Annotated in this window: 16 protein-coding genes; 2 read left to right on the forward strand and 14 right to left on the reverse strand. The window is 72.7% G+C overall.

Annotation, left to right across the window (positions count from 1 at the left end; translation table 11 throughout):
* Positions 1 to 137: 137 nt before the first annotated feature.
* The 10 genes from AC1MBW_RS01170 to AC1MBW_RS01215 all read right to left on the reverse strand — a co-directional run bounded on the left by AC1MBW_RS01170 (position 138) and on the right by AC1MBW_RS01215 (position 12,076).
* Positions 138 to 1,160 carry an Fpg/Nei family DNA glycosylase gene (locus AC1MBW_RS01170; RefSeq protein WP_480025190.1) on the reverse strand — a complete coding sequence of 341 codons (1,023 nt, stop codon included), beginning with the start codon at positions 1,158 to 1,160 and terminating at the stop codon, positions 138 to 140.
* 2 nt (positions 1,161 to 1,162) lie between these two features.
* Entirely contained in the window at positions 1,163 to 1,915 is a 753-nt protein-coding gene (gene rnc, locus AC1MBW_RS01175; protein ID WP_480025191.1) for a ribonuclease III, read from the reverse strand.
* A 37-nt stretch (positions 1,916 to 1,952) separates the two neighbouring features.
* Positions 1,953 to 2,156, reverse strand: coding sequence for a 50S ribosomal protein L32 (gene rpmF, locus AC1MBW_RS01180; protein ID WP_043593937.1), 204 nt, complete (start codon positions 2,154 to 2,156; stop codon positions 1,953 to 1,955).
* A gap of 71 nt (positions 2,157 to 2,227) precedes the next feature.
* On the reverse strand, positions 2,228 to 2,749 hold the full coding sequence (locus tag AC1MBW_RS01185; protein WP_082383265.1) for a YceD family protein: 522 nt from the start codon (positions 2,747 to 2,749) through the stop codon (positions 2,228 to 2,230).
* 77 nt (positions 2,750 to 2,826) lie between these two features.
* Positions 2,827 to 5,136 carry a transglutaminase TgpA family protein gene (locus AC1MBW_RS01190; protein ID WP_480025192.1) on the reverse strand — a complete coding sequence of 770 codons (2,310 nt, stop codon included), beginning with the start codon at positions 5,134 to 5,136 and terminating at the stop codon, positions 2,827 to 2,829.
* A complete protein-coding gene (locus AC1MBW_RS01195) occupies positions 5,129 to 6,412 on the reverse strand; it encodes a DUF58 domain-containing protein (protein WP_480025193.1) in 1,284 nt (427 codons plus the stop codon). Before AC1MBW_RS01195 ends, AC1MBW_RS01190 begins: the two co-directional genes overlap by 8 nt.
* 47 nt (positions 6,413 to 6,459) lie before the next feature.
* Positions 6,460 to 7,491 (reverse strand): AAA family ATPase, encoded by a 1,032-nt coding sequence (locus tag AC1MBW_RS01200; protein WP_369700689.1) that lies wholly within the window; start codon positions 7,489 to 7,491, stop codon positions 6,460 to 6,462.
* A gap of 29 nt (positions 7,492 to 7,520) precedes the next feature.
* Positions 7,521 to 8,003, reverse strand: a complete 483-nt coding sequence (coaD, locus tag AC1MBW_RS01205) for a pantetheine-phosphate adenylyltransferase (protein WP_054145631.1) — start codon at positions 8,001 to 8,003, stop codon at positions 7,521 to 7,523.
* 81 nt (positions 8,004 to 8,084) lie between these two features.
* On the reverse strand, positions 8,085 to 10,295 hold the full coding sequence (locus AC1MBW_RS01210; protein ID WP_480025194.1) for an ATP-dependent DNA helicase RecG: 2,211 nt from the start codon (positions 10,293 to 10,295) through the stop codon (positions 8,085 to 8,087).
* A gap of 74 nt (positions 10,296 to 10,369) precedes the next feature.
* Positions 10,370 to 12,076: an acyl-CoA dehydrogenase family protein gene (locus tag AC1MBW_RS01215; RefSeq protein ID WP_480025195.1), complete on the reverse strand. Its 1,707-nt coding sequence runs from the start codon at positions 12,074 to 12,076 to the stop codon at positions 10,370 to 10,372.
* A gap of 171 nt (positions 12,077 to 12,247) precedes the next feature.
* Here AC1MBW_RS01215 and rsmD point away from each other — a divergent pair, with 171 nt between their 5' ends.
* A complete protein-coding gene (gene rsmD, locus AC1MBW_RS01220) occupies positions 12,248 to 12,823 on the forward strand; it encodes a 16S rRNA (guanine(966)-N(2))-methyltransferase RsmD (RefSeq protein ID WP_054145633.1) in 576 nt (191 codons plus the stop codon).
* A 28-nt stretch (positions 12,824 to 12,851) separates the two neighbouring features.
* On the opposite strand, the gene AC1MBW_RS01225 is transcribed toward rsmD, so the two are convergent.
* Positions 12,852 to 13,871: a thiamine-phosphate kinase gene (locus AC1MBW_RS01225; RefSeq protein ID WP_480025196.1), complete on the reverse strand. Its 1,020-nt coding sequence runs from the start codon at positions 13,869 to 13,871 to the stop codon at positions 12,852 to 12,854.
* A gap of 24 nt (positions 13,872 to 13,895) precedes the next feature.
* On the opposite strand from AC1MBW_RS01225, the gene AC1MBW_RS01230 reads away from it, so the two are divergent.
* Positions 13,896 to 14,477 carry a DUF3515 family protein gene (locus AC1MBW_RS01230; protein WP_480025197.1) on the forward strand — a complete coding sequence of 194 codons (582 nt, stop codon included), beginning with the start codon at positions 13,896 to 13,898 and terminating at the stop codon, positions 14,475 to 14,477.
* 61 nt (positions 14,478 to 14,538) lie between these two features.
* On the opposite strand, the gene AC1MBW_RS01235 is transcribed toward AC1MBW_RS01230, so the two are convergent.
* The 3 genes from AC1MBW_RS01235 to AC1MBW_RS01245 form a co-directional block, all read right to left on the reverse strand.
* Complete coding sequence (locus tag AC1MBW_RS01235) at positions 14,539 to 15,723, reverse strand: D-alanine--D-alanine ligase family protein (RefSeq protein WP_480025198.1); 1,185 nt, start codon at positions 15,721 to 15,723, stop codon at positions 14,539 to 14,541.
* 91 nt (positions 15,724 to 15,814) lie between these two features.
* On the reverse strand, positions 15,815 to 16,828 hold the full coding sequence (locus tag AC1MBW_RS01240; protein ID WP_043594016.1) for an NAD(P)H-dependent glycerol-3-phosphate dehydrogenase: 1,014 nt from the start codon (positions 16,826 to 16,828) through the stop codon (positions 15,815 to 15,817).
* 73 nt (positions 16,829 to 16,901) lie between these two features.
* Entirely contained in the window at positions 16,902 to 17,684 is a 783-nt protein-coding gene (locus AC1MBW_RS01245; protein ID WP_054145635.1) for a lysophospholipid acyltransferase family protein, read from the reverse strand.
* Between the last annotated feature and the right edge of the window lies 1 nt (position 17,685).

The raw sequence follows: 17,685 nt of genomic DNA on the forward strand, positions 1-17,685 counted from the left end.
CCGCGCCTCCTCGGGGCTCGTGACGGGTGGTGGACGGGGCGGACAGGTGCGCCGACGGCCGGTCGTGACCCGTTCTCAAGGATACGGGTGGAGGCCCCGCCGTCCGGGGAGGCGGGCGGCGCCGGACGAGGCAGGGATCAGCGCGTGCGCACCCGCTGGCAGCGGGGGCAGAAGTGGCTCGAGCGGTTCATGAAGGCCTCGCGCACGACGGGGGTGCCGCACCGGGGGCAGGGGCGCCCCTGCTGCCCGTACGCGGCGAGGCTGTGGCTGAAGTAGCCGGACTGGCCGTTGACGTTGACGTACTGGGCGTCGAAGCTCGTCCCGCCCTCGCCGAGCGCCTTGAGCAGCACGACACGCACCTCGGCCAGCAGCACGCGGGCACGCGCCCTCGACAGCGACTCGGTGGGCTGTTCGGGGTGCACCCGCGCGGCCCAGAGGCTCTCGTCGGCGTAGATGTTGCCCACCCCGCTCAGCAGACCCTGGTCGAGGAGCGCACGCTTCACACCGGTGCGTCGAGCCAGCAGTCGGGTGATCACCCGCGACTCGTCGAAGGCCGGGTCGAGCGGGTCGCGAGCGATGTGCGAGACCTGCTGCGGGACCCGGCGCACCCACGCGGCCGGATCGGCGTCGGTCCCGGCGGCGGTGATCGTCGAGGCGTCCGTGCCGGCGTCGTCGGAAGCCTCGACAGCGGCCTCGACAGCGGACCCCAGGAGGCGCGGGCCGGCGAACCCCGCCGCCCGCCCGTCCGGCGTGGGCACGGTCTCGTCGAGGGCCATCGAGCCGAAGATGCGCTGGTCGACGAAGGCGAGTCGAACGGGACCGAGCGAGGGGCTCTCGACCTCGAGCCGGATGCGCATCAGGCGGTCGGGCTCGGCGTCCCGGCTGCGGAGCAGCACCTGACCGCTCATGCCGAGGTGAGCCACGAGGGCAAGGGGCTGCTCGTGCGGCTCGGCCGGCTCGAAGGGGAACCAGAGGAACTTGCCCCGGCGGACGGCCGAGTCGATGGTGCCACCGACCAGCCGGTCGGCGAAGTCGTCGCTCGGACCGCGGTGTCGCTTGAGCGACCGCTGGTCGAGGACGTCGACCGCCGTCACCACGGCACCGGCCACCACGGGGTGCAGACCGGCCCGGACGACCTCGACCTCGGGCAGTTCGGGCACGGTCAGTCGGCGGAGGCGGCGGCCCGACGGGCGGCGGCCACCCCGGCGGCCGACGCGTTGAGCGACGTCCAGGCCCCGAGCGCGGCGGCCATCTCGGCCTGCTTCTTGCTGCTACCCGACCCCTCGGCGACGCCCTGCTCGTCACCCAGGGCGACCACGGCGTGGAAGCGCTTGTCGTGATCGGGGCCGCTGTCGGTCACCGAGTACGAGGGCATGCCGCGCCCCAGCGTCGCGGCCAGTTCTTGCAGGCTGGTCTTGGGGTCCATCGCGGCACCGAAGCGATCGGGGTCGACGAGCAGCGGCGCGACGAGACGCAGCACGAGCGCCGTGGCGGCCTCGCCCCCGGCCTCGAGGTAGGTCGCACCGATGATGGCCTCGACGGTGTCGGCGAGGATCGAGTGCTTGTCGCGACCACCGGTCAACTCTTCGCCCCGACCGAGGCGCAGGTGCGGGCCGAGACCGATGATGCGGGCGACCTCGGCCAGGGCGACGGTGCTGACGAGACTGGCCCGACGCTTGGCGAGGTCACCCTCGTCGAGGTCGGGGTTCTCGGTGAAGAGCATGACCGTGACGGCCTGGCCCAGGATGGAGTCACCGAGGAACTCGAGGCGCTCGTTGTTGCCGACGCCGTTGTGCTCGTACGAGTACGACCGGTGCGTGAGCGCCTGGTCGATCAGGGCGTCGCTGAGCTCGATCTGCAGCCGGGACAAGAGAACAGCCCGGTCGGCACCAGGGCTCGACTCGGGCTGACTCATGCGCTCACCGCGAGGGTGGACGGGTTCACGTCGGTGATCAGACGTCGGCGACCTTGCGGCCCTTGTACTCCATGTACAGGGCGGTGCCGGCGCTGTCCTCGACGACCTTGGCACGGTGCGGGAGGCTGTAGGTGACCTTGCCGTTCTCGATCGTCTTGACGAGCTGGACCGGCGTGGCCTTCCACTGCGAACGACGAGCGTGCGTGTTGGAGCGTGACTGCTTGCGCTTCGGGACGGCCATGGGTTTCTCTTCTCTCTGTCGGCACCCTCACGGGTGCCTGGGTCTGACGATGGTGGGTGACGCGGTGGTGTTCAGTGCTGCTCGTCGGCCGGGCGCCGGTCGTCGTGACCGGTGCCCTGTGACGTGCCGTCGGCGGGTGCCGATTCAGCCTGGAACCCTGCCAGGGCCGACCAGCGGGGGTCGGCGATCTCGCGGGGCTGGTAGTCGGGGATGTCGTCCACGCGCTCGCCCGTTTCGGGGTCGAGGCCCGGACAATCCGGCCGACAGACCGGCTGGAAGGGCAGTGACAGAACCACTGCGTCTCTGACCACAGGTTCAAGATCCACGTGATCGTCTTGAACCTGATAGTCAAAAGCTTCGTCGACATCGTACGCGAAAAGCTCGGCGAAATCGACTTCGACGGGCTCGGAGATGTCACGGAGGCATCGGCTGCACTCACCGACCGCCGTGCCCGAGACGTGCGCGGACACCAGGATGCCGTCGTGCAGCCCCTCGAGCTTGACGTCGATCGCCAGCTCGGCACCCTTCGGCACCGAGATCTGGCCCTCGCCGAGCTTCTCGGGCACGACGACGTCGAGTTCGTGCTCGCGCATCTCGCCCGGACGGTGCACGAGGTCGAACACCGGGACGGTGTAGGGGGTCTGGGTGAAATGAGGCACGAAGAGAGAGTTTACGCCGTCGAGCCGGACGCCGCCTCCGTGCCCCCGACGAGCGATCGCGGCGCGATCGTGGCCGCGACGCGCTGCCCCACGGACGAGGAGGCGCGGAGCCCGTCGATCACGCGACGCGCGTCCGCCTGCACCTGCCGAGCGGCCGGCTCGGCCCCGAAGCGCTCGGCCTGCAGAGCGTCCAGCAGCGCGACCGAGGCGACCCGCGCCTCCTCGGCCCTGGGCGACCGGCCGGAGGACGGTGTCGTCGCCGTTCCGGTCACGGCGCCCCCTGCCCCGAGGCGCTGCGCCAGCAGGTCGGCGACGGCCGGCGGGGTCATCGTGGCCGTCACCGGGACACCCAGGTCTCGAGCGGTGTCGACCACCTCGTGCCAGGCGTGCAGCGCCAGGTCGGGCGGGGACGCCGACAGACGACGACGTCGACGGCCGGCGCGCAGACCCGAGGGGACGACGAGGGCGGCGAGCACGATCGCCGCGAGCACCGACAGGGCGATCGACGGGACGGGCCCGACGCCGGAGCCCGGACCCGAGGCGGCGGACGTCGGCGTGGCGCTCGCGCTCGGAGCTGCGCTGGTCGGAGCGGTCGAGGCCGAGGGGGCCGTGCTCGCGTCGGGCGCGGTGCTGGCGTCGTCGCTGGGGACGTCGCTCGGCTCGACACCGGTCTGCTGCAGGTACTGCTGGGGGGCGCCGAGGCCGACGGTCGGCTCGAACGGGACCCAGCCGAGCCCGGCGAAGTACAGCTCGGGCCAGGTGTGCAGGTCGTCGCTGCTCACCCGGAACGCGGCGTCGTCACCCACGCCCTGCAGGTCGCCCGGCAGGAAGCCCACGGCCACCCGCGACGGGATGCCCAGCGTCCGGGCCATGACCGCCATCGCCGAGGCGAAGTGCACGCAGTACCCGCTGCGGACCTGCAGGAACGTCTCGATCGCGTCGAGGCCGCTGCCGTCGTAGCCTCGCTGGACCGGGGTGTCCTCCGAGTACGTGAAGTCGCCGTCGCGGAAGAAGTCCTGCAGCTCGACGGCCGCGTCGAACGGGTTGGCCGAGCCGGCGGTCACCTCGGCGGCGAGGTCGGTGACGGTCTGCGGCACCTCCTCGACCGAGAGGTAGGGCGCCATGTCGGGCCCCGTGTCGTCGAGCGATGCGACGACCTGCTCGGGGCTCGGGTCGACGGGCCGACTCGTCACCTCGTACTCGAGGCCCTGCGTGCCCTCGGAGTCGCTGCGGACGGTGACGCCGCTCTCGTCGACGAACCGCCACCCGTCGTCGAGGCCCTCGATGGTCGTCGGCGGCACCGGGACGGGCAGGTACGGGCTGCGCAGCGCCCCGATCGTGACGTCGGTCGTGACGTCGCGTCGTGCGGTGCCCGGGTCGATGCCGGGAGCGTCGGGCAGGGTGTCGAGCGTGTTGAGCGGGTCGAGCGGCACGTCGGCGGGACTCCACGTGCGGCCCGAGAAGTCCACCAGGTCGACGAGCTTGAGGTAGTTTCCCTGCGGGTCGTCGGTCCGGTACGACAGGACGGTGACCGGGGCACCCCGCCGCAGGTCGTCGCCGAGGTCGATGATCGGGTTCACGCCGGTCGCGAGGCCGGTGCCGGTCCCCGAACCGGTCAACGGCGCCACGCCCGTCAGGGGGACGACGGCCGTCAGGAGCCCGGCCACGGCGACCGACGCGGCAGCACCGACGAGGCCGGCACGCGAGGGTCGTCGCCCGGTGGAGACCATGAGCAGCACGAGGTAGGCCAGCACGGTCGCCACCACCCAGGGCCAGCTCGTGACGACGCCCGGCACGAAGGTCGGCACGGCCAGCACGAGGGCCGGGAAGACCCCGGTCACGACCGGCAGCTGCCCCACCGACGACAGCAGGTCGGTGACGACGGCGACCACGAGGACCGAGAGGGCCACCGTGACCAGCAGGCCGTCGTTCACCTCGACGGGGGCCGATCCCTCGACGATGGCCGCGTTCGCCTGAGCCGAGAGCTCGGGGATGCGCGCGAAGGTCGCCCCCGTCGGCACGACCCCGAGCAGGGCCGTCCCTCCGGAGGCGAAGGCCGTCGTGACGAGCGCGCCGAGGACCGCCCCGCCGACCACGCCCAGCCAGGAGGCGCCTCCCAGCGCCCGGACCGCCAGGGAGCCCCCCAGCACCACGGCGGCCACGACGGCCCCCGCGACCCACCAACCGACCCCGACGAAGACGGGGTGCAGGCTCGCGAGCGAGAGGACGAGCACGAGCCAGAGCAAGGCCGAGGTCTGCCAGCGGGCCGTGCCCGCGGGCTCGGCCCCGAAGAACCCCACGCGGGTCGGCGAGTCAGTCATCGAGGACCCCCGAGGTCGTGATCAGGCGGCCGACGTCGACGCTCGAGTCCGTCTCGACGACCCGCCAGCCGGAGTCGCGCAGGGCGCCGGCGACCTCGTCGGGGGCGAGCACGCGGTCGTCGCCCCGGCCCGGACCGTCGGCGAGGCGTGCGGGTCGTGAGGTCAGGCCGGCACCGAGGGGCAGGGCGGCGGTGACGACGACGGCGACCGCCGACGACCCGGGAGCCCTCGAGGCGACGAGCAGCTCGAGATCGAGCCGGCCCAGTCCCGAGACGACCGCCACGACGGGCTCCCGGGGCGACGGGGCGGGAGCCGGTGCCCCGAGCGCGTCGTCGAGCCGCAGGTCGGCGAGGTCGTCGAGGAACCCCGTGGTCGACTCCGGGTCGTGCCGGGCGACGAGCGTGCCGCCGGGTGTCGTCAGCACGGTCGCCGACCCCGCGTGGCCGACCTCGACCGCGATCGTCGCGGCGAACGAGACCGCCCACTCGAAGGCGTCGCTGACGAGCGGGATCGCGGCGGTCGCCGACCTCGCCCGGACGCCGCTCGTCGGCGGCACCGTCGGGCGCGCGTCGGACCATCCCTCGGCTGCGACGGCGATGACGACCCGCGCGCTGGGCAGGCCGTGCTGCTCTTCTTGTCGGACCATGAGCTCGCCGTGCCGGGCCGTGGCCTTCCAGTGCACCCGACGCATCGGGTCACCCCGGCGGTACTCACGCGTGACCGGATCGTCCTCGCCACCGGCCAGGCTGTGCTCGCGCTGCCGTCTCGACCCGTCGCCCAGGGCACGGGACTCGCGTCCCAGCCCCACCTCGACGACGTCGGGCACGACGACTAACTCGGCCACGCCGGCCGCCACGACCCGTCGCCGGGCGACGCCGTACGACTCGACGAGGTCGACGTGCAGGGGTCCGATGCGGTGCCGACCGCGCGGCAGGTCGTGGTGACGGAAGACCGCCGAGGAAGCACGGCCCGGCACGAGCAGGACGGCCGCGGCCTCGGAGTCGGACAGTCGCCCGAACGGCAGCTGCTCGCGGACCCGCACGGTACCGCTGGTCCGACCCCCTCGGGGAAGGACCGTGACCGTCTCGACGGCGGACCACCCCGCGACGCCACGGTCGGGAGTGAAGCGACGGGTGACCCGCACGTCGGCCGTGCGGAAGAGCAGGGAGAGCGTGACGGCCACGATCAGGACGACGAGCGTCGAGCCGGCGAAGACGAGGGGCGGGGCCTGCAGCAGCCAGCCCACGAGCACGACGAGCACCCCGGCGGCGAGCACGCCGACGCCACGGCCGGTCGGCCTGGGGACCCCACCCCGTCTCACGGTCAGCGGGCGTCGGTCGCGTCGCCGAGCGGGACGGGGGTCTGTTCGACGACCTCGGCGACGAGGTCGTAGGCCGCCGAGACCGCCCCCGCCCCGGCTCGGCCGGCGAGGATGACCCGGTGGCCGAGGACGGGACCGGTGAGGGCGTCGACGTCGTCGGGGACCACGTAGCCTCGGCCGTTGAGGGCGGCCCAGGACTTGGCCGCCCGCATGAGTTGCAGGGTCGCGCGGGGGCTGGCCCCGAGACGCACGTCGGGGTGGACGCGCGTCGCCTGGACGATCCGCACGGCGTATTCTTCGACCGCCTGCGCGGTGTAGACCGTGCGGACGGCGGCGATCATGCGCGTCAGCTCGTCGAGCGAGACGAGCGGGCGCAGCGTGTCGAGTGGGCTGACCCGCTCGCGCTGCTGCAGCATGCGCAGCTCGCTGCGGGCATCGGGGTAACCCAACGAGATGCGGGCCATGAACCGGTCGCGCTGAGCCTCGGGCAGGTTGTAGGTGCCCTCCATCTCGACGGGGTTCTGCGTCGCCACGACGAGGAAGGGTGAGGGCAGCGGGTGCGTGATGCCGTCGACCGTCACCTGGCGCTCTTCAAGGCTCTCGAGCAGCGCCGACTGCGTCTTCGGCGAGGCGCGGTTGATCTCGTCGCCGATGACGACGTTGGCGAAGACGGGACCGGGCTTGAACTCGAACCCGCCGCTCTGCCGGTCGTAGACCGAGACGCCCGTGATGTCGCTCGGCAGCAGGTCGGGGGTGAACTGGATGCGGGTGACGGTCGCGTCGACCGCCTTGGCGAGTGCCCGGGCCAGCTGGGTCTTGCCGACGCCCGGGACGTCCTCGATCAACAGGTGACCCTCGGCGAGCAGGACCGTGAGCGCCGTCGAGATGGCGCCGTCCTTGCCGTCGATCACGGTGGCCACGGCCTCGAGGATGCCCCTCGCGCGCTGCTGGACCTCGGCGAGCGACATCGTGGGCCCGGAGCCGGTCGCGCGGACGGCGGCGGGCTCGACGGTGGGGTCGTTGGTCGTGGTCATCGCGGCGTCCTCGTCGGGTGGGGTCGGGGTCAGGTGGTGCTGAGGTAGGCGGCCACGGCCTCGGGCACGTAGGGCGACACGTCCCCGCCGAGCGAGGCCACCTGCCGCACGAGCGAGCTCGACACGTGCGCATGGGCCGGGTCGGGGAGCAGGAAGACGGTCTCGACACCGGCGAGGCTGCGGTTCATGATCGCCATCGGGGTCTCGTAGGCGACGTCGACCTGCGATCGGATGCCCTTGACGAGCACGCTCGCCCCGACCTCGGTGCAGTAGTCGACGAGCAACCCGACGCTCCAGCTGTGGACCGTGACGGTCTCGGGCAGCCCGGCCGCCCGGAGCGATTCGGTGAGCAGGGAGACGCGCTGCGCGAGGGGCAGGAGCGCACTCTTCTCGGGGTTGTGCACGACGAGGACGTGCACTTCGTCGAAGATGTTGGCGGCCCGGGCGATCACGTCCACGTGACCGAGGGTCACGGGGTCGAACGAACCCGGCACGACGGCGATCCTGCTCATCCGGTCACTGTATCCCGCCGACCCCGGACGGACACCCAGGGCGACGGCGGGGTCGAGGACGCGTCACGCACCACGGCGCGCTCAGTTCTTGCCCATGGCCTCGCGGCCCCGGTCGTCGAGTCGACGCGCGATGGCCGCGGCGAGGGCGGGGTGGTCGACCAGGCGAGGATCGGCGTCGAGGACCTCGGCCGCGTGCTCGCGGGCGAGGCCGATGAGGTCGCCGTCGCGCGCCACCCGCAGCAGACGCAGGGACGACCGGCCGCCCGACTGGAGGTTGCCGAGCACGTCGCCCTCGCGACGCAGGTCGAGGTCGACCTGCGCGAGCTCGAAGCCGTCGAGTGTGGCCGCGACCGCGTCGACCCGCTCGCGGGCCACGGTGTCGGCCGCAGCATGGGTGACGAGCAGGCAGAGCCCCGGGTGACCGCCGCGGCCGACGCGACCGCGCAACTGGTGCAGTTGCGAGACGCCGAACCGGTCGGCGTCGAGCACGACCATGGTCGAGGCGTTCGGCACGTCGACCCCCACCTCGATGACCGTCGTCGCGACGAGCACGTCGATGTCACCGGCCGCGAAGCGACGCATGACGTCGTCCTTCTCGTCGGACGACATGCGCCCGTGGAGGGGCTCGACGCGCAGGCCCTGCAGCACGGGGATCGTGGGCACCCGGGCCATGACCCCCTCGACGCTCGCGCGTTCGGGTGCCGGAGCGACCGACGCGTCGACCCCGGGCTGATCGTCGCCGGGTCCGACGTCGGCGTCGGGCGGGTCGCCGGGTTCGGCCGTGACCGCGTCGATCGCCGGGCAGACGACGAACACCTGTCGCCCCTTCGCCACCTCCTCGGCCGAGCGCTGCCAGATGCGGCCGCCCCAGGTCGGGTGGTCGGCGAGGGGCACGACGAAGGACTCGATCGGCTGGCGGCCCTTCGGCAGTTCGGCGATGGTCGACACGTCGAGGTCGCCGAAGACCGTCATGGCCACGGTGCGCGGGATCGGCGTCGCGGTCAGGACGAGCACGTGCGGCGGCTTGGCGCCTTTCTTCCGCAGCGCCTCACGCTGGTCGACGCCGAAGCGGTGCTGCTCGTCGACGACGACGAGGCCGAGGTCGAAGAACTCGACGGTCTCGCTGATCAGGGCGTGGGTGCCCACGACGACGTGCGCCTGGCCGCTGACGATCGACAGCAGCGCTTTCTTGCGCTGGGCGACCGTCATCTGACCGGTCAGCAGGGTCGGGCGCAGTCGGGCCGCCAGGTCGGGCCCGAGTGTGGCCGTGATCGACCGCAGGTGCTGTGCCGCGAGCACCTCGGTCGGGGCCAGCAGGGCCGACTGGCCACCGCTCTCGGCCACCGCGAGCATCGCCCGCAGGGCGACGAGGGTCTTGCCCGAGCCGACCTCGCCCTGCACGAGGCGGTTCATGGGCACCTCGGCCTCGAGGTCGCGGGTGATCTCGTCGCCGACGAGGCGCTGGTCGCCCGTCCGGTCGAAGGGCAGGGCGGCGTCGAAGGTGGCGAGCAGGCCGTCGGGCGTGGCACGGCGTGGGGTGGCGGCCGATCGACGCACGAGCGCCCGCTGCTGGAGCAGGGCGCTCTGCAGCACGAAGGCCTCGTCGAACCGCAGGGTGTCACGGGCCGTGAGGTGGTCACGGTCGGTCTCGGGACGGTGGATGCGCTCGTACGCCTCGGACACGGGCATGAGGTCGAGCTCGGACCGGACCGACGCCGGCACCACGTCGTCGATCGGCGGCAGGCCGTCGAGCAGCACCTCGACCGACTTCTGCACCTGCCAGGACGCGACGGAGGCGCTGGCCGGGTAGATCGGGATGGGCTGCTTCGCCCACTTCTGGGCCTGCTGGTCGCCGACCCCGGCGACGGCCTCGTGAGAGGCGTCGAACAGCTCGTAGTCGGGGTGAGCCAGCTGACGGAGCCCCCGGTAGTCGCCGACCTTGCCGGCGAAGATGCCCCGAGCACCCGGCACCAGGTCTTTGGCCCGCCAGGCCTGGTTGAAGAAGGTGAGCGTCAGGATGCCCTGGCCGTCGCCGATGCGCACCTCGAGGATCGACCCGCGCCGGGCGCGCATCGTGCGTTCGCGCACGTCGAGCACCTGGGCCACGATCGTGACGGACTCGCCGAGGGGCAGTTGGTCGAGCGCCGTGAGCTCGCCCCGACGGGCGTAGCGCCGGGGGAAGTGCGTCAGCAGGTCGCCGACCGTGCGCAGGCCGAAGGCCTTCTGCAGGGCGGTGGCCGTCCGGCCGCCGAGGGCCCCGGCCAGCGACGCGTCGAGGGGTGAGTCGGGCACGGACACCACGCTAGCGCCCGCCCCCGACAGCGCCCGCGCCAGGCTGCGCCGGACCCCGTCGGGCCCGCCCGTGATCAGAGCGAGAAGGAGTACCCGCCGGAGGCGCGGGTCGACTTCGCGAGGTCGGCCACGTGCCCGTCGTCGTTCACCTCGAGGGCCCGCAGCTGCCGTCCCACTCCGCGGGCGGACTGCTTGCAGAAGCCGACGGCCAGGTGACGCTCGGCGTCGGAGTCGGCCCGCGCCTCCTGCAGGGCCGTCGAGGCCCGGGAGAGGACGGCCGTCTGCGCGTAGATGCCGCTCGCCGCGTCGGCGAGGCGCTTCTGGACGAGCTGCTTCTCCTGCACCTTCTTGCCGTGCTTGCGGAGCGCCCCCTCGGTGCGCTCGCGCAGCCGCGAGACCTGGTCGCCGAGCTCGGCGGCCTGCTTGGCGAGCGCGGGATGGACCCCGACCGGCCGCTCGGGCCGGATGCGTCGCTGCACGCGCCCTGCGACGTACGGCGCGAGCACCCCGAGCGCCCGACCGGGGTCGCCGAGTCGCAGCGACGCGACGTCGGGCAGCTCCTCGCTGAGCGTCTTGAGGCCGTTCAGGGCGACGAACGCGCGCAGGACGTCGTTGGCTCCCTCGAAGATCGGGAAGATGCGGAAGTCGCGCAGGGCCTTGGACAGCGGGTGCCCCTCCATGTACGCCTCGCCGCCGTGCAGCTGCACGGCCCGGTTGAGGGCGTACCAGCCGGTGTCGCTCGCGGCGACCTTGGTCAGGGCGGACTCGAGCGCGAAGTCGGTGTCGCCGCGGTCGACGAGGCCCGTGGTCAGGTACGACATCGACTCGACGCCGTAGATCTGCTGCGTCATCCAGGCGAGCTTGTCGCCGACCATCTCGAAGTCCGCGAGCGGCCTGCCGAACTGTTGCCGCGCCTCCGTGTGTTCGAGGCTCAGCTCGAGGAACCTCTTCATGCCGCCGGCGATGGCCGTCCCCATCGACATGCGACCGTTGTTGAGCGTGTTGACCGCGATGCGGAAGCCGTCACCCGGCTCGCCGAGCAGGTTCTCGGCGGGCACGCGGACGTCCTTGAAGTGCACGCGCTGCAGGTGGTTGGCCTTGAGGCCGTGGGTCTCGAACCGCGGGCCGGTGCTCAGCCCCTCCGTGCCCTTCTCGACGATCAGCGCGACGTGCCCGAGGTCGCTCTGCGCGAAGACGGTCAGGACGTCCTTGTCGCCGTTGCCGATCCACCGCTTCTCGCCGTTCAGCAGCCAGCTGCCGTCGCTCTGCCGCTCGGCCCGGGTCTCGAGCGCGTAGGCGTCGCTGCCCACGTTCGGCTCGGTGAGCACGAACGCCGCGAGCTTCCGGCCGCTCGCCAGGTCGGGCAGCCACCGCGCCTTCTGGTCGTCGGTGCCGTAGAGGTGCAGAGGCTTCGTCCCGATCGACTGGTGCACCCCCATGACGGTGGCCAGGGTGCCGTCGACCCGACCGAACTCCTCGTACACGCGGCAGTAGGCGCTCTGGCCGAGCCCGAGACCGCCGTACTCCTCGGAGACGAAGAGTCCCATCAGACCCCGCTCGCCCAGTTCGCGCACGAGGTCGTCGCCGATCCACCCGTCGCGTTCGGCCTTCAGCGGGTCGTAGCCGGCGAGCACCTCGCGGGCGGACGCCGAGACCGTCTCGACCCGGGCCTTCTCGGCCGCGGTCATCTGCGGGTACGGGAAGACGAGTTCGGAGGCGATGCGCCCGGCGAACAGCGACTTCGTGAACGAGGGCCTCACAGTACGATCAACGCTGGTCATGGCACCGATGCTGCCGACGTCGGCGGGCACCGCCAACTCGGTTGTGCAGGTCCGACGACCGGGCGGGGTGGTCGACGGTGATGCGTTGTCGGGATGCTCGAACCACGTGCGTGCCGGGTGCGCGCCCGATGCGCGCCGGGTGTCGCGTGTCGACCTGGCATGGTTGACCCCATGTCCCGCATCATCTCCGGCTTCGCCGACAACCTCTCGCTCGTCGTCCCCAAGGTCGGGACGCGGCCCACGAGCGACCGGGTGCGTGAGGCGCTGTTCTCGTCGCTCGACGCACGCGACGAGATCCGGGGCCGGCGCGTGCTCGACCTCTACGCCGGCACGGGTGGCCTCGGGCTCGAGGCGGCGTCGCGGGGTGCCGCCTCGGTCGTCCTGGTCGAGAAGGCCCCGGCCGCCGCGAAGGTGCTGCGCCGCAACGTCGAGTCGGTCCTGGCACGGGCACCCCGACCGCCCCGGGGCACTCCCCCGCGAGTCGACGTCGTCGCCCAGCCCGTGCGGTCGTACCTCGAGGGCGGCTCGGCGCTCGTCGACCTCGTCTTCTTCGACCCGCCCTACGAGCTGTCGGCCGCCGACCTCACCGCCGACCTCACGGCCCTGCTGCCCTCGCTCGACGAGCAGGCCCTCGTCGTCGTCGAGCGCGCCTCGCGTGACGGCGAACCGGGCTGGCCCGACGGCCTCACCCTCGACGTGAAGAAGCAGTACGGCGACACGACGGTCTGGTTCGCGCTGCGCGACTGACCCGGACCAGGAGGCGCGGGTCGGCTCGTCAGCCCTGCGCCCCGGACCACAAGCGGTACGGGTCCCACCCGCCGGACTCGCCGAGGTCGGAACCGTCGACGGTGACGCGGGGCGCGCCTCCTGCCGGATCGCGGACCGTGCCGACGGCGCGGAAACCACCGGGCAAGGCGACGTCGGGCGGGAACGTGGCGAAGAGGGAATGGTCCTCGCCGCCCGAGAGGGCGAGCCGGGGGTCGTCGCCCAGCGCCCGGGCCGACAGGTCGACCACGACGCCGGAGGCGCGGGCCACCCGACCGGCGTCGAGGGCGAGGCCGTCCGACAGGTCGAGCATCGCGGTCGCCCCGGCCGAGGCCGCCGAGCGGCCGTCGGCCACGGGTGGGGTGGGGGCGAGGTGCCAGTCGACGTCCGGGTCCCGCTCGCGCAGGGCGACGGCCGCGGCGGTGTCGGGCACCCCCTCGTGCTCGACACCGAGACGGAACAGCAGGTCGAGTCCGCGCGCCGAACGGCCGAGCGCCCCCGACACCGCGACGACGTCGCCGACGCGCGCTCCGTCCCGCCGCACCGGCGCGCGCCCCTCGAGGTCGCCGAACGCCGTCACCGCGACCGTGAAGGTCGGCGAGACCGAGAGGTCGCCGCCGACGACACCCGCGCCCGGGGCCATCGCGGAACAGCCCTCGCGGAGGCCGTCCGCGAAGGCCTCGAGCTCGGTCACGCGCGTGTCACCGGGCACCGCGAGGGCGACGACCAGCGCCGTGGGCCGCGCGCCCATCGCCGCCACGTCGGACAGGTTCGACGCCGCGGCCTTCCAGCCGAGGTCGTACGACGTCGACCAGGCACGACGGAAGTCGGGGCCGTGCACCATGAGGTCGGTCGTCACCACGAACCGGCCGTCGGGCGCCGCGACCAGGGCGGCGTCGTCGCCGGGACCGAGCAGAGTGTCGTCGCCCCGGGGCAGGCGCGGCAGGATGCGGGCCAGGGTGGCGAGCTCGCCGACGCCCTCGACGGTGTCGGCGTCGTCCGGGCGGGGGTCGGTGGAGCGTCGTTCCATGTGCTGAACGGTAGCCTGGATGCGATGTCGAACCCGTCCTCGCGCCTCGCCGCGCGCCTCCGTCCCCGTCTTCGCGTCTCGGCCCTCGTGCTCGTCGGGGCCGGTCTCGCGACGACGCTCGTCGGCTGCTCGCAAGCCGTCCCGATGCAGCCCGCCGCGGGGGCGAACGACCCGGCCTGCGCCCAGGTCACCGTCCACCTGCCCGAGGTCGTCGACGACGGGCAAGGCCGCCGAGAGACCGACGCTCAGGCGACCGGTGCCTGGGGTTCGCCGACGAGCGTGCTGCTGCACTGCGGCGTCGAGACGCCCGCGGTGTCCGACCTGCCCTGCTACGACATCCAGGGCGTCGACTGGCTCGTCGATCAAGACCCGGACGACGCCGAGACCTCGATCCTCACGACGTACGGCCGCGAACCCGGCGTCCAGGTGGTCGTCGACACCACCAAGGCGAACGGCGGCAACGTGCTGCGCGACCTGGCCGACGCGGTCGGCTACCTGCCGAACGACGGCATGAAGTGCGTCGGGGCCGGCGACCTGCCCGGCTCGGCCGGGTCGGCCGACAAGCCCTCGGCGACGCCCACGCCGACGCCGACCCCGGCGCCGTAGGGCCGGTCGCGGGGGCGCCCGCTCTCCGTCAGCGTCGGTCTCCGTCAGCGCTGTGCCGCCGTCAGCGCTCGGTCTCGAGGCCGAGCGCGATGAGTTCGTCGATCAGCTCGGGGTAGCTGAGGCCGCTCGCGAGCCAGCAGGCGGGGAACATCGAGATGGGCGTGAAGCCGGGCATGGTGTTGACCTCGTTGATCACCCAGCCGTCCTCGGTCAGGAAGAAGTCGACGCGAGCCAGGCCCGTGCCGTCGATGGCCTCGAAGGCCAGCGCGGCGAGCCGCTGCATCTCGGCCAGGTCGCCCGGGGCGAGGTCGGCCGGGCAGACCAGGTCGGCCCCGGGCGCACCGAGGTACTTCGACTCGAAGTCGTAGAAGGTGTCGCTCGCGAGGACGATCTCACCCGCGACCGAGGTGCGGGGCGCCGCCCCGTCGCGTCCACCGAGCACGGCGCACTCGATCTCGCGGCCGACGACCGCGGACTCGACGAGGACCTTGTGGTCCTCGGCGAAGGCCTTGGCCATGGCCGTGGCGAGGTCGGCGGGCACGTCGACGCGCGACACCCCCACGCTCGACCCGGCTCGGGCGGGCTTGACGAACATCGGGTAGCCGAGCGGCTCGACGTCGGCGGCCACACGCTCGGGCGCGGCGTCCCAGTCACGACGACGGACGGTGCGCCACGGGGCGACGGCCACGCCGGCGGCCTGCAGCACCGTCTTCGTGAAGTGCTTGTCCATGCCGAGAGACGAGGCGAGCACGCCCGCCCCGACGTAGGGCAGCCCGGTCAGTTCGAGCAGGCCCTGCACCGTGCCGTCCTCGCCGAACGGACCGTGCAGGATCGGGAACACCACGTCGACCTCGCCCAGCAGGCGCGTCGTACCGTCGGGCTCGGTGACGGTCAGCTCGCGGGTGGCGGACGACTCGGGCCAGTGCACGCGGGTGCCGTTGTCGACGACGGTCGGCAGCGTCTCGGCGTCGAGCGCGAACCTCGCCGCGTCATCGGGCTGCAGGGTGAACGCCCCGTCGACGGTGATGCCCACGGGCACCACGTCGTAGCGGGCGCGGTCGATCGCCGAGAGGACTCCCCCGGCCGTCGCGCAGCTGATCGAGTGCTCGCTCGACCGGCCGCCGAAGAGGACGACCACGACGGTCTTGGCCGCCTCGGGTGCCGAAGCACCGACCGGCGAGACGTCGACCGACGAGGCGTCGGTCGAGGCGACGCGCGCGGTCGTGGTGGGCTCGGTGCTCGCCATGAGGGGCCTTTCGTCGGTGTCACGGCCCGCAGGCCGACCCGCGGTGAGCGGGCTCTGGTCGTCGCACGCCCCCGGCGAGGACGACCAGCGGTCACTCGCCCTGCGGCTCGTCCGTCTCGGTGAGGTGCGGGGCGATGTTGCGCGGGTCGAGTGTACCGGCGAGCACCTCGGCCACCTGCTGGACGATGGGCATGTCGACGCCGCGCGACCGCGCGAGTTCGAGGATCGGCGCGACGGAGGCCAGCCCCTCGGCGGTCTGGTTCATCTGGCGCACGACGTCGCCGAAGGCGTAACCCTGCCCGAGCAGTCGCCCCGCGGTGTTGTTGCGTGAGAGCGGCGACTCGCACGTGGCGATGAGGTCGCCCAGCCCGGCGAGACCGGCGAGGGTCTCGGCCTTGGCCCCGAACGACACCGCGAAGGCGGTCATCTCGGCCAGCCCGCGCGTGATGATCGACGCCTTGGTGTTCTCGCCGTACCCCACGCCGTCGACGATGCCGATCGCGACGGCGATCAGGTTCTTGAGGACGCCGCCGAACTCGGTCCCGATCACGTCGGTGTTGACGAACGAGCGGAAGTACGGGTTGGTGGCGGTGGCCGCCACCAGGGTCGCCGTGTCGAGGCTGTACGACGACACGACGGCGGCCGTGGGCTGCCGCTTCGCGATCTCGAGCGCGAGGTTGGGCCCCGACGCGACGGCGATCAGGTCGCGGTCGATGCCGAGCTCGGCCTCGATCACCTCGCTCATGCGCAACCCGGTGGCCTTCTCGACGCCCTTCATCAGGCTGACGACCGGCACCCCGGACGGGACCATGCCGCGGATGGCCGTCAGGTTGTCGCGCAACGTCTGGCTGGGGACCGACAGGTAGACCTGCTCGGCACCCGCCAGGGCCTGCTCGACCGACGGGGTCGCGACGAGGGTGCGGGGCAGGTTGATGCCCGGCAGGTAGTCGCTGTTGCGCTTGCTCTCGGTGATCTCGCGGGCCACCTCGGGTCGACGGGCCCAGAGGGTGACGTCGGCGCCGCCCTCGGCGAGGACCTTGGCGAAGGTGGTGCCCCAGCTGCCCGATCCCAGGACGGCCACCCGGCGAGGGATCGAGTCGCGCATGACGATCGAGATCGCCTCGGTCGTGACCGCTCCTTCTCCGAGAGCCTCGATGGCGCCTTCGCGTGACTCGGAGCTACTCAAAGCGGCCTGTCTCCTTCTGGTGGTTCTTGGTCGGGTTCCAGCGTTCGACGGGTGCCTTCTCGGCCCGCAGCCGTTCGACGAGCTCGGTCACGGCGTCCATCACCACGGCGGTGGCGGCCGTGACGGAGGCCTGGTCGAGCGGACGATCGCGGTAGGCAGAGAGGTCGACCGGATCGCCGATCACGACGGTGATGCGCTTGCGCGGGAAGGGGTGCAGCCGACTCGAGTAGCGGCCCATGAGGTGCTGACTGCCCCAGTGCGCCATCGGGATGAGAGGGACCCCGGCGGCGAGGGCGAGCCGGACGGCGCCGCTCTTGCCCTTCATCGGCCAGAGGTCGGGGTCGCGGGTCAGCGTGCCCTCGGGGTAGACGATCACGCCGCCGCCCCGGGCGACGAGCAGGCGACCGGCCGCCAGAGGGTCGTGGTCGTGCGTGCGGCCCGCCCGTTCGACGGGGATGTGCCCCATGGCGTGCATCAAGCGGCCGAACACCGGCACCCGGAACAGGGATGCCTTGGCCAGGAAGCGCGGCACGCGCCCGAGAGACCACATCACACGACCGACGACCACCGGGTCGATGTTCGTGTAGTGGTTCGGGGTCAGCACGAAGGCGCCCCCGGCCGGCAGCTTGTCGCCGTCGACGATGTCGATCCGGGCCATCAGGTCGAAGAGGGGCGCGGCAGGGGTCGCGAGGACGCGGAAGAACGCGCCTTTCTCCTTGCGACGCCTGCGCGCCGGGACCGGGACGACGGGCGCGTCGGGGTCGGCTGTGGACACC

It is taken from the genome of Frigoribacterium sp. AP1 (genome assembly GCF_056680555.1).

Bases quoted from the DNA above. Each gene is read 5' to 3' on its own strand.
- rnc (WP_480025191.1), bottom strand. From the start codon at position 1,915: ATGAGTCAGCCCGAGTCGAGCCCTGGTGCCGACCGGGCTGTTCTCTTG.
- rsmD (WP_054145633.1), top strand. From the start codon at position 12,248: ATGTCCCGCATCATCTCCGGCTTCGCCGACAACCTCTCGCTCGTCGTC.
- AC1MBW_RS01190 (WP_480025192.1), bottom strand. From the start codon at position 5,136: ATGACTGACTCGCCGACCCGCGTGGGGTTCTTCGGGGCCGAGCCCGCG.
- AC1MBW_RS01230 (WP_480025197.1), top strand. From the start codon at position 13,896: ATGTCGAACCCGTCCTCGCGCCTCGCCGCGCGCCTCCGTCCCCGTCTT.
- AC1MBW_RS01235 (WP_480025198.1), bottom strand. From the start codon at position 15,723: ATGGCGAGCACCGAGCCCACCACGACCGCGCGCGTCGCCTCGACCGAC.
- rpmF (WP_043593937.1), bottom strand. From the start codon at position 2,156: ATGGCCGTCCCGAAGCGCAAGCAGTCACGCTCCAACACGCACGCTCGT.
- AC1MBW_RS01225 (WP_480025196.1), bottom strand. From the start codon at position 13,871: ATGGAACGACGCTCCACCGACCCCCGCCCGGACGACGCCGACACCGTC.
- AC1MBW_RS01215 (WP_480025195.1), bottom strand. From the start codon at position 12,076: ATGACCAGCGTTGATCGTACTGTGAGGCCCTCGTTCACGAAGTCGCTG.
- coaD (WP_054145631.1), bottom strand. From the start codon at position 8,003: ATGAGCAGGATCGCCGTCGTGCCGGGTTCGTTCGACCCCGTGACCCTC.
- AC1MBW_RS01185 (WP_082383265.1), bottom strand. From the start codon at position 2,749: ATGCGCGAGCACGAACTCGACGTCGTCGTGCCCGAGAAGCTCGGCGAG.
- AC1MBW_RS01200 (WP_369700689.1), bottom strand. From the start codon at position 7,491: ATGACCACGACCAACGACCCCACCGTCGAGCCCGCCGCCGTCCGCGCG.
- AC1MBW_RS01240 (WP_043594016.1), bottom strand. From the start codon at position 16,828: ATGCGCGACTCGATCCCTCGCCGGGTGGCCGTCCTGGGATCGGGCAGC.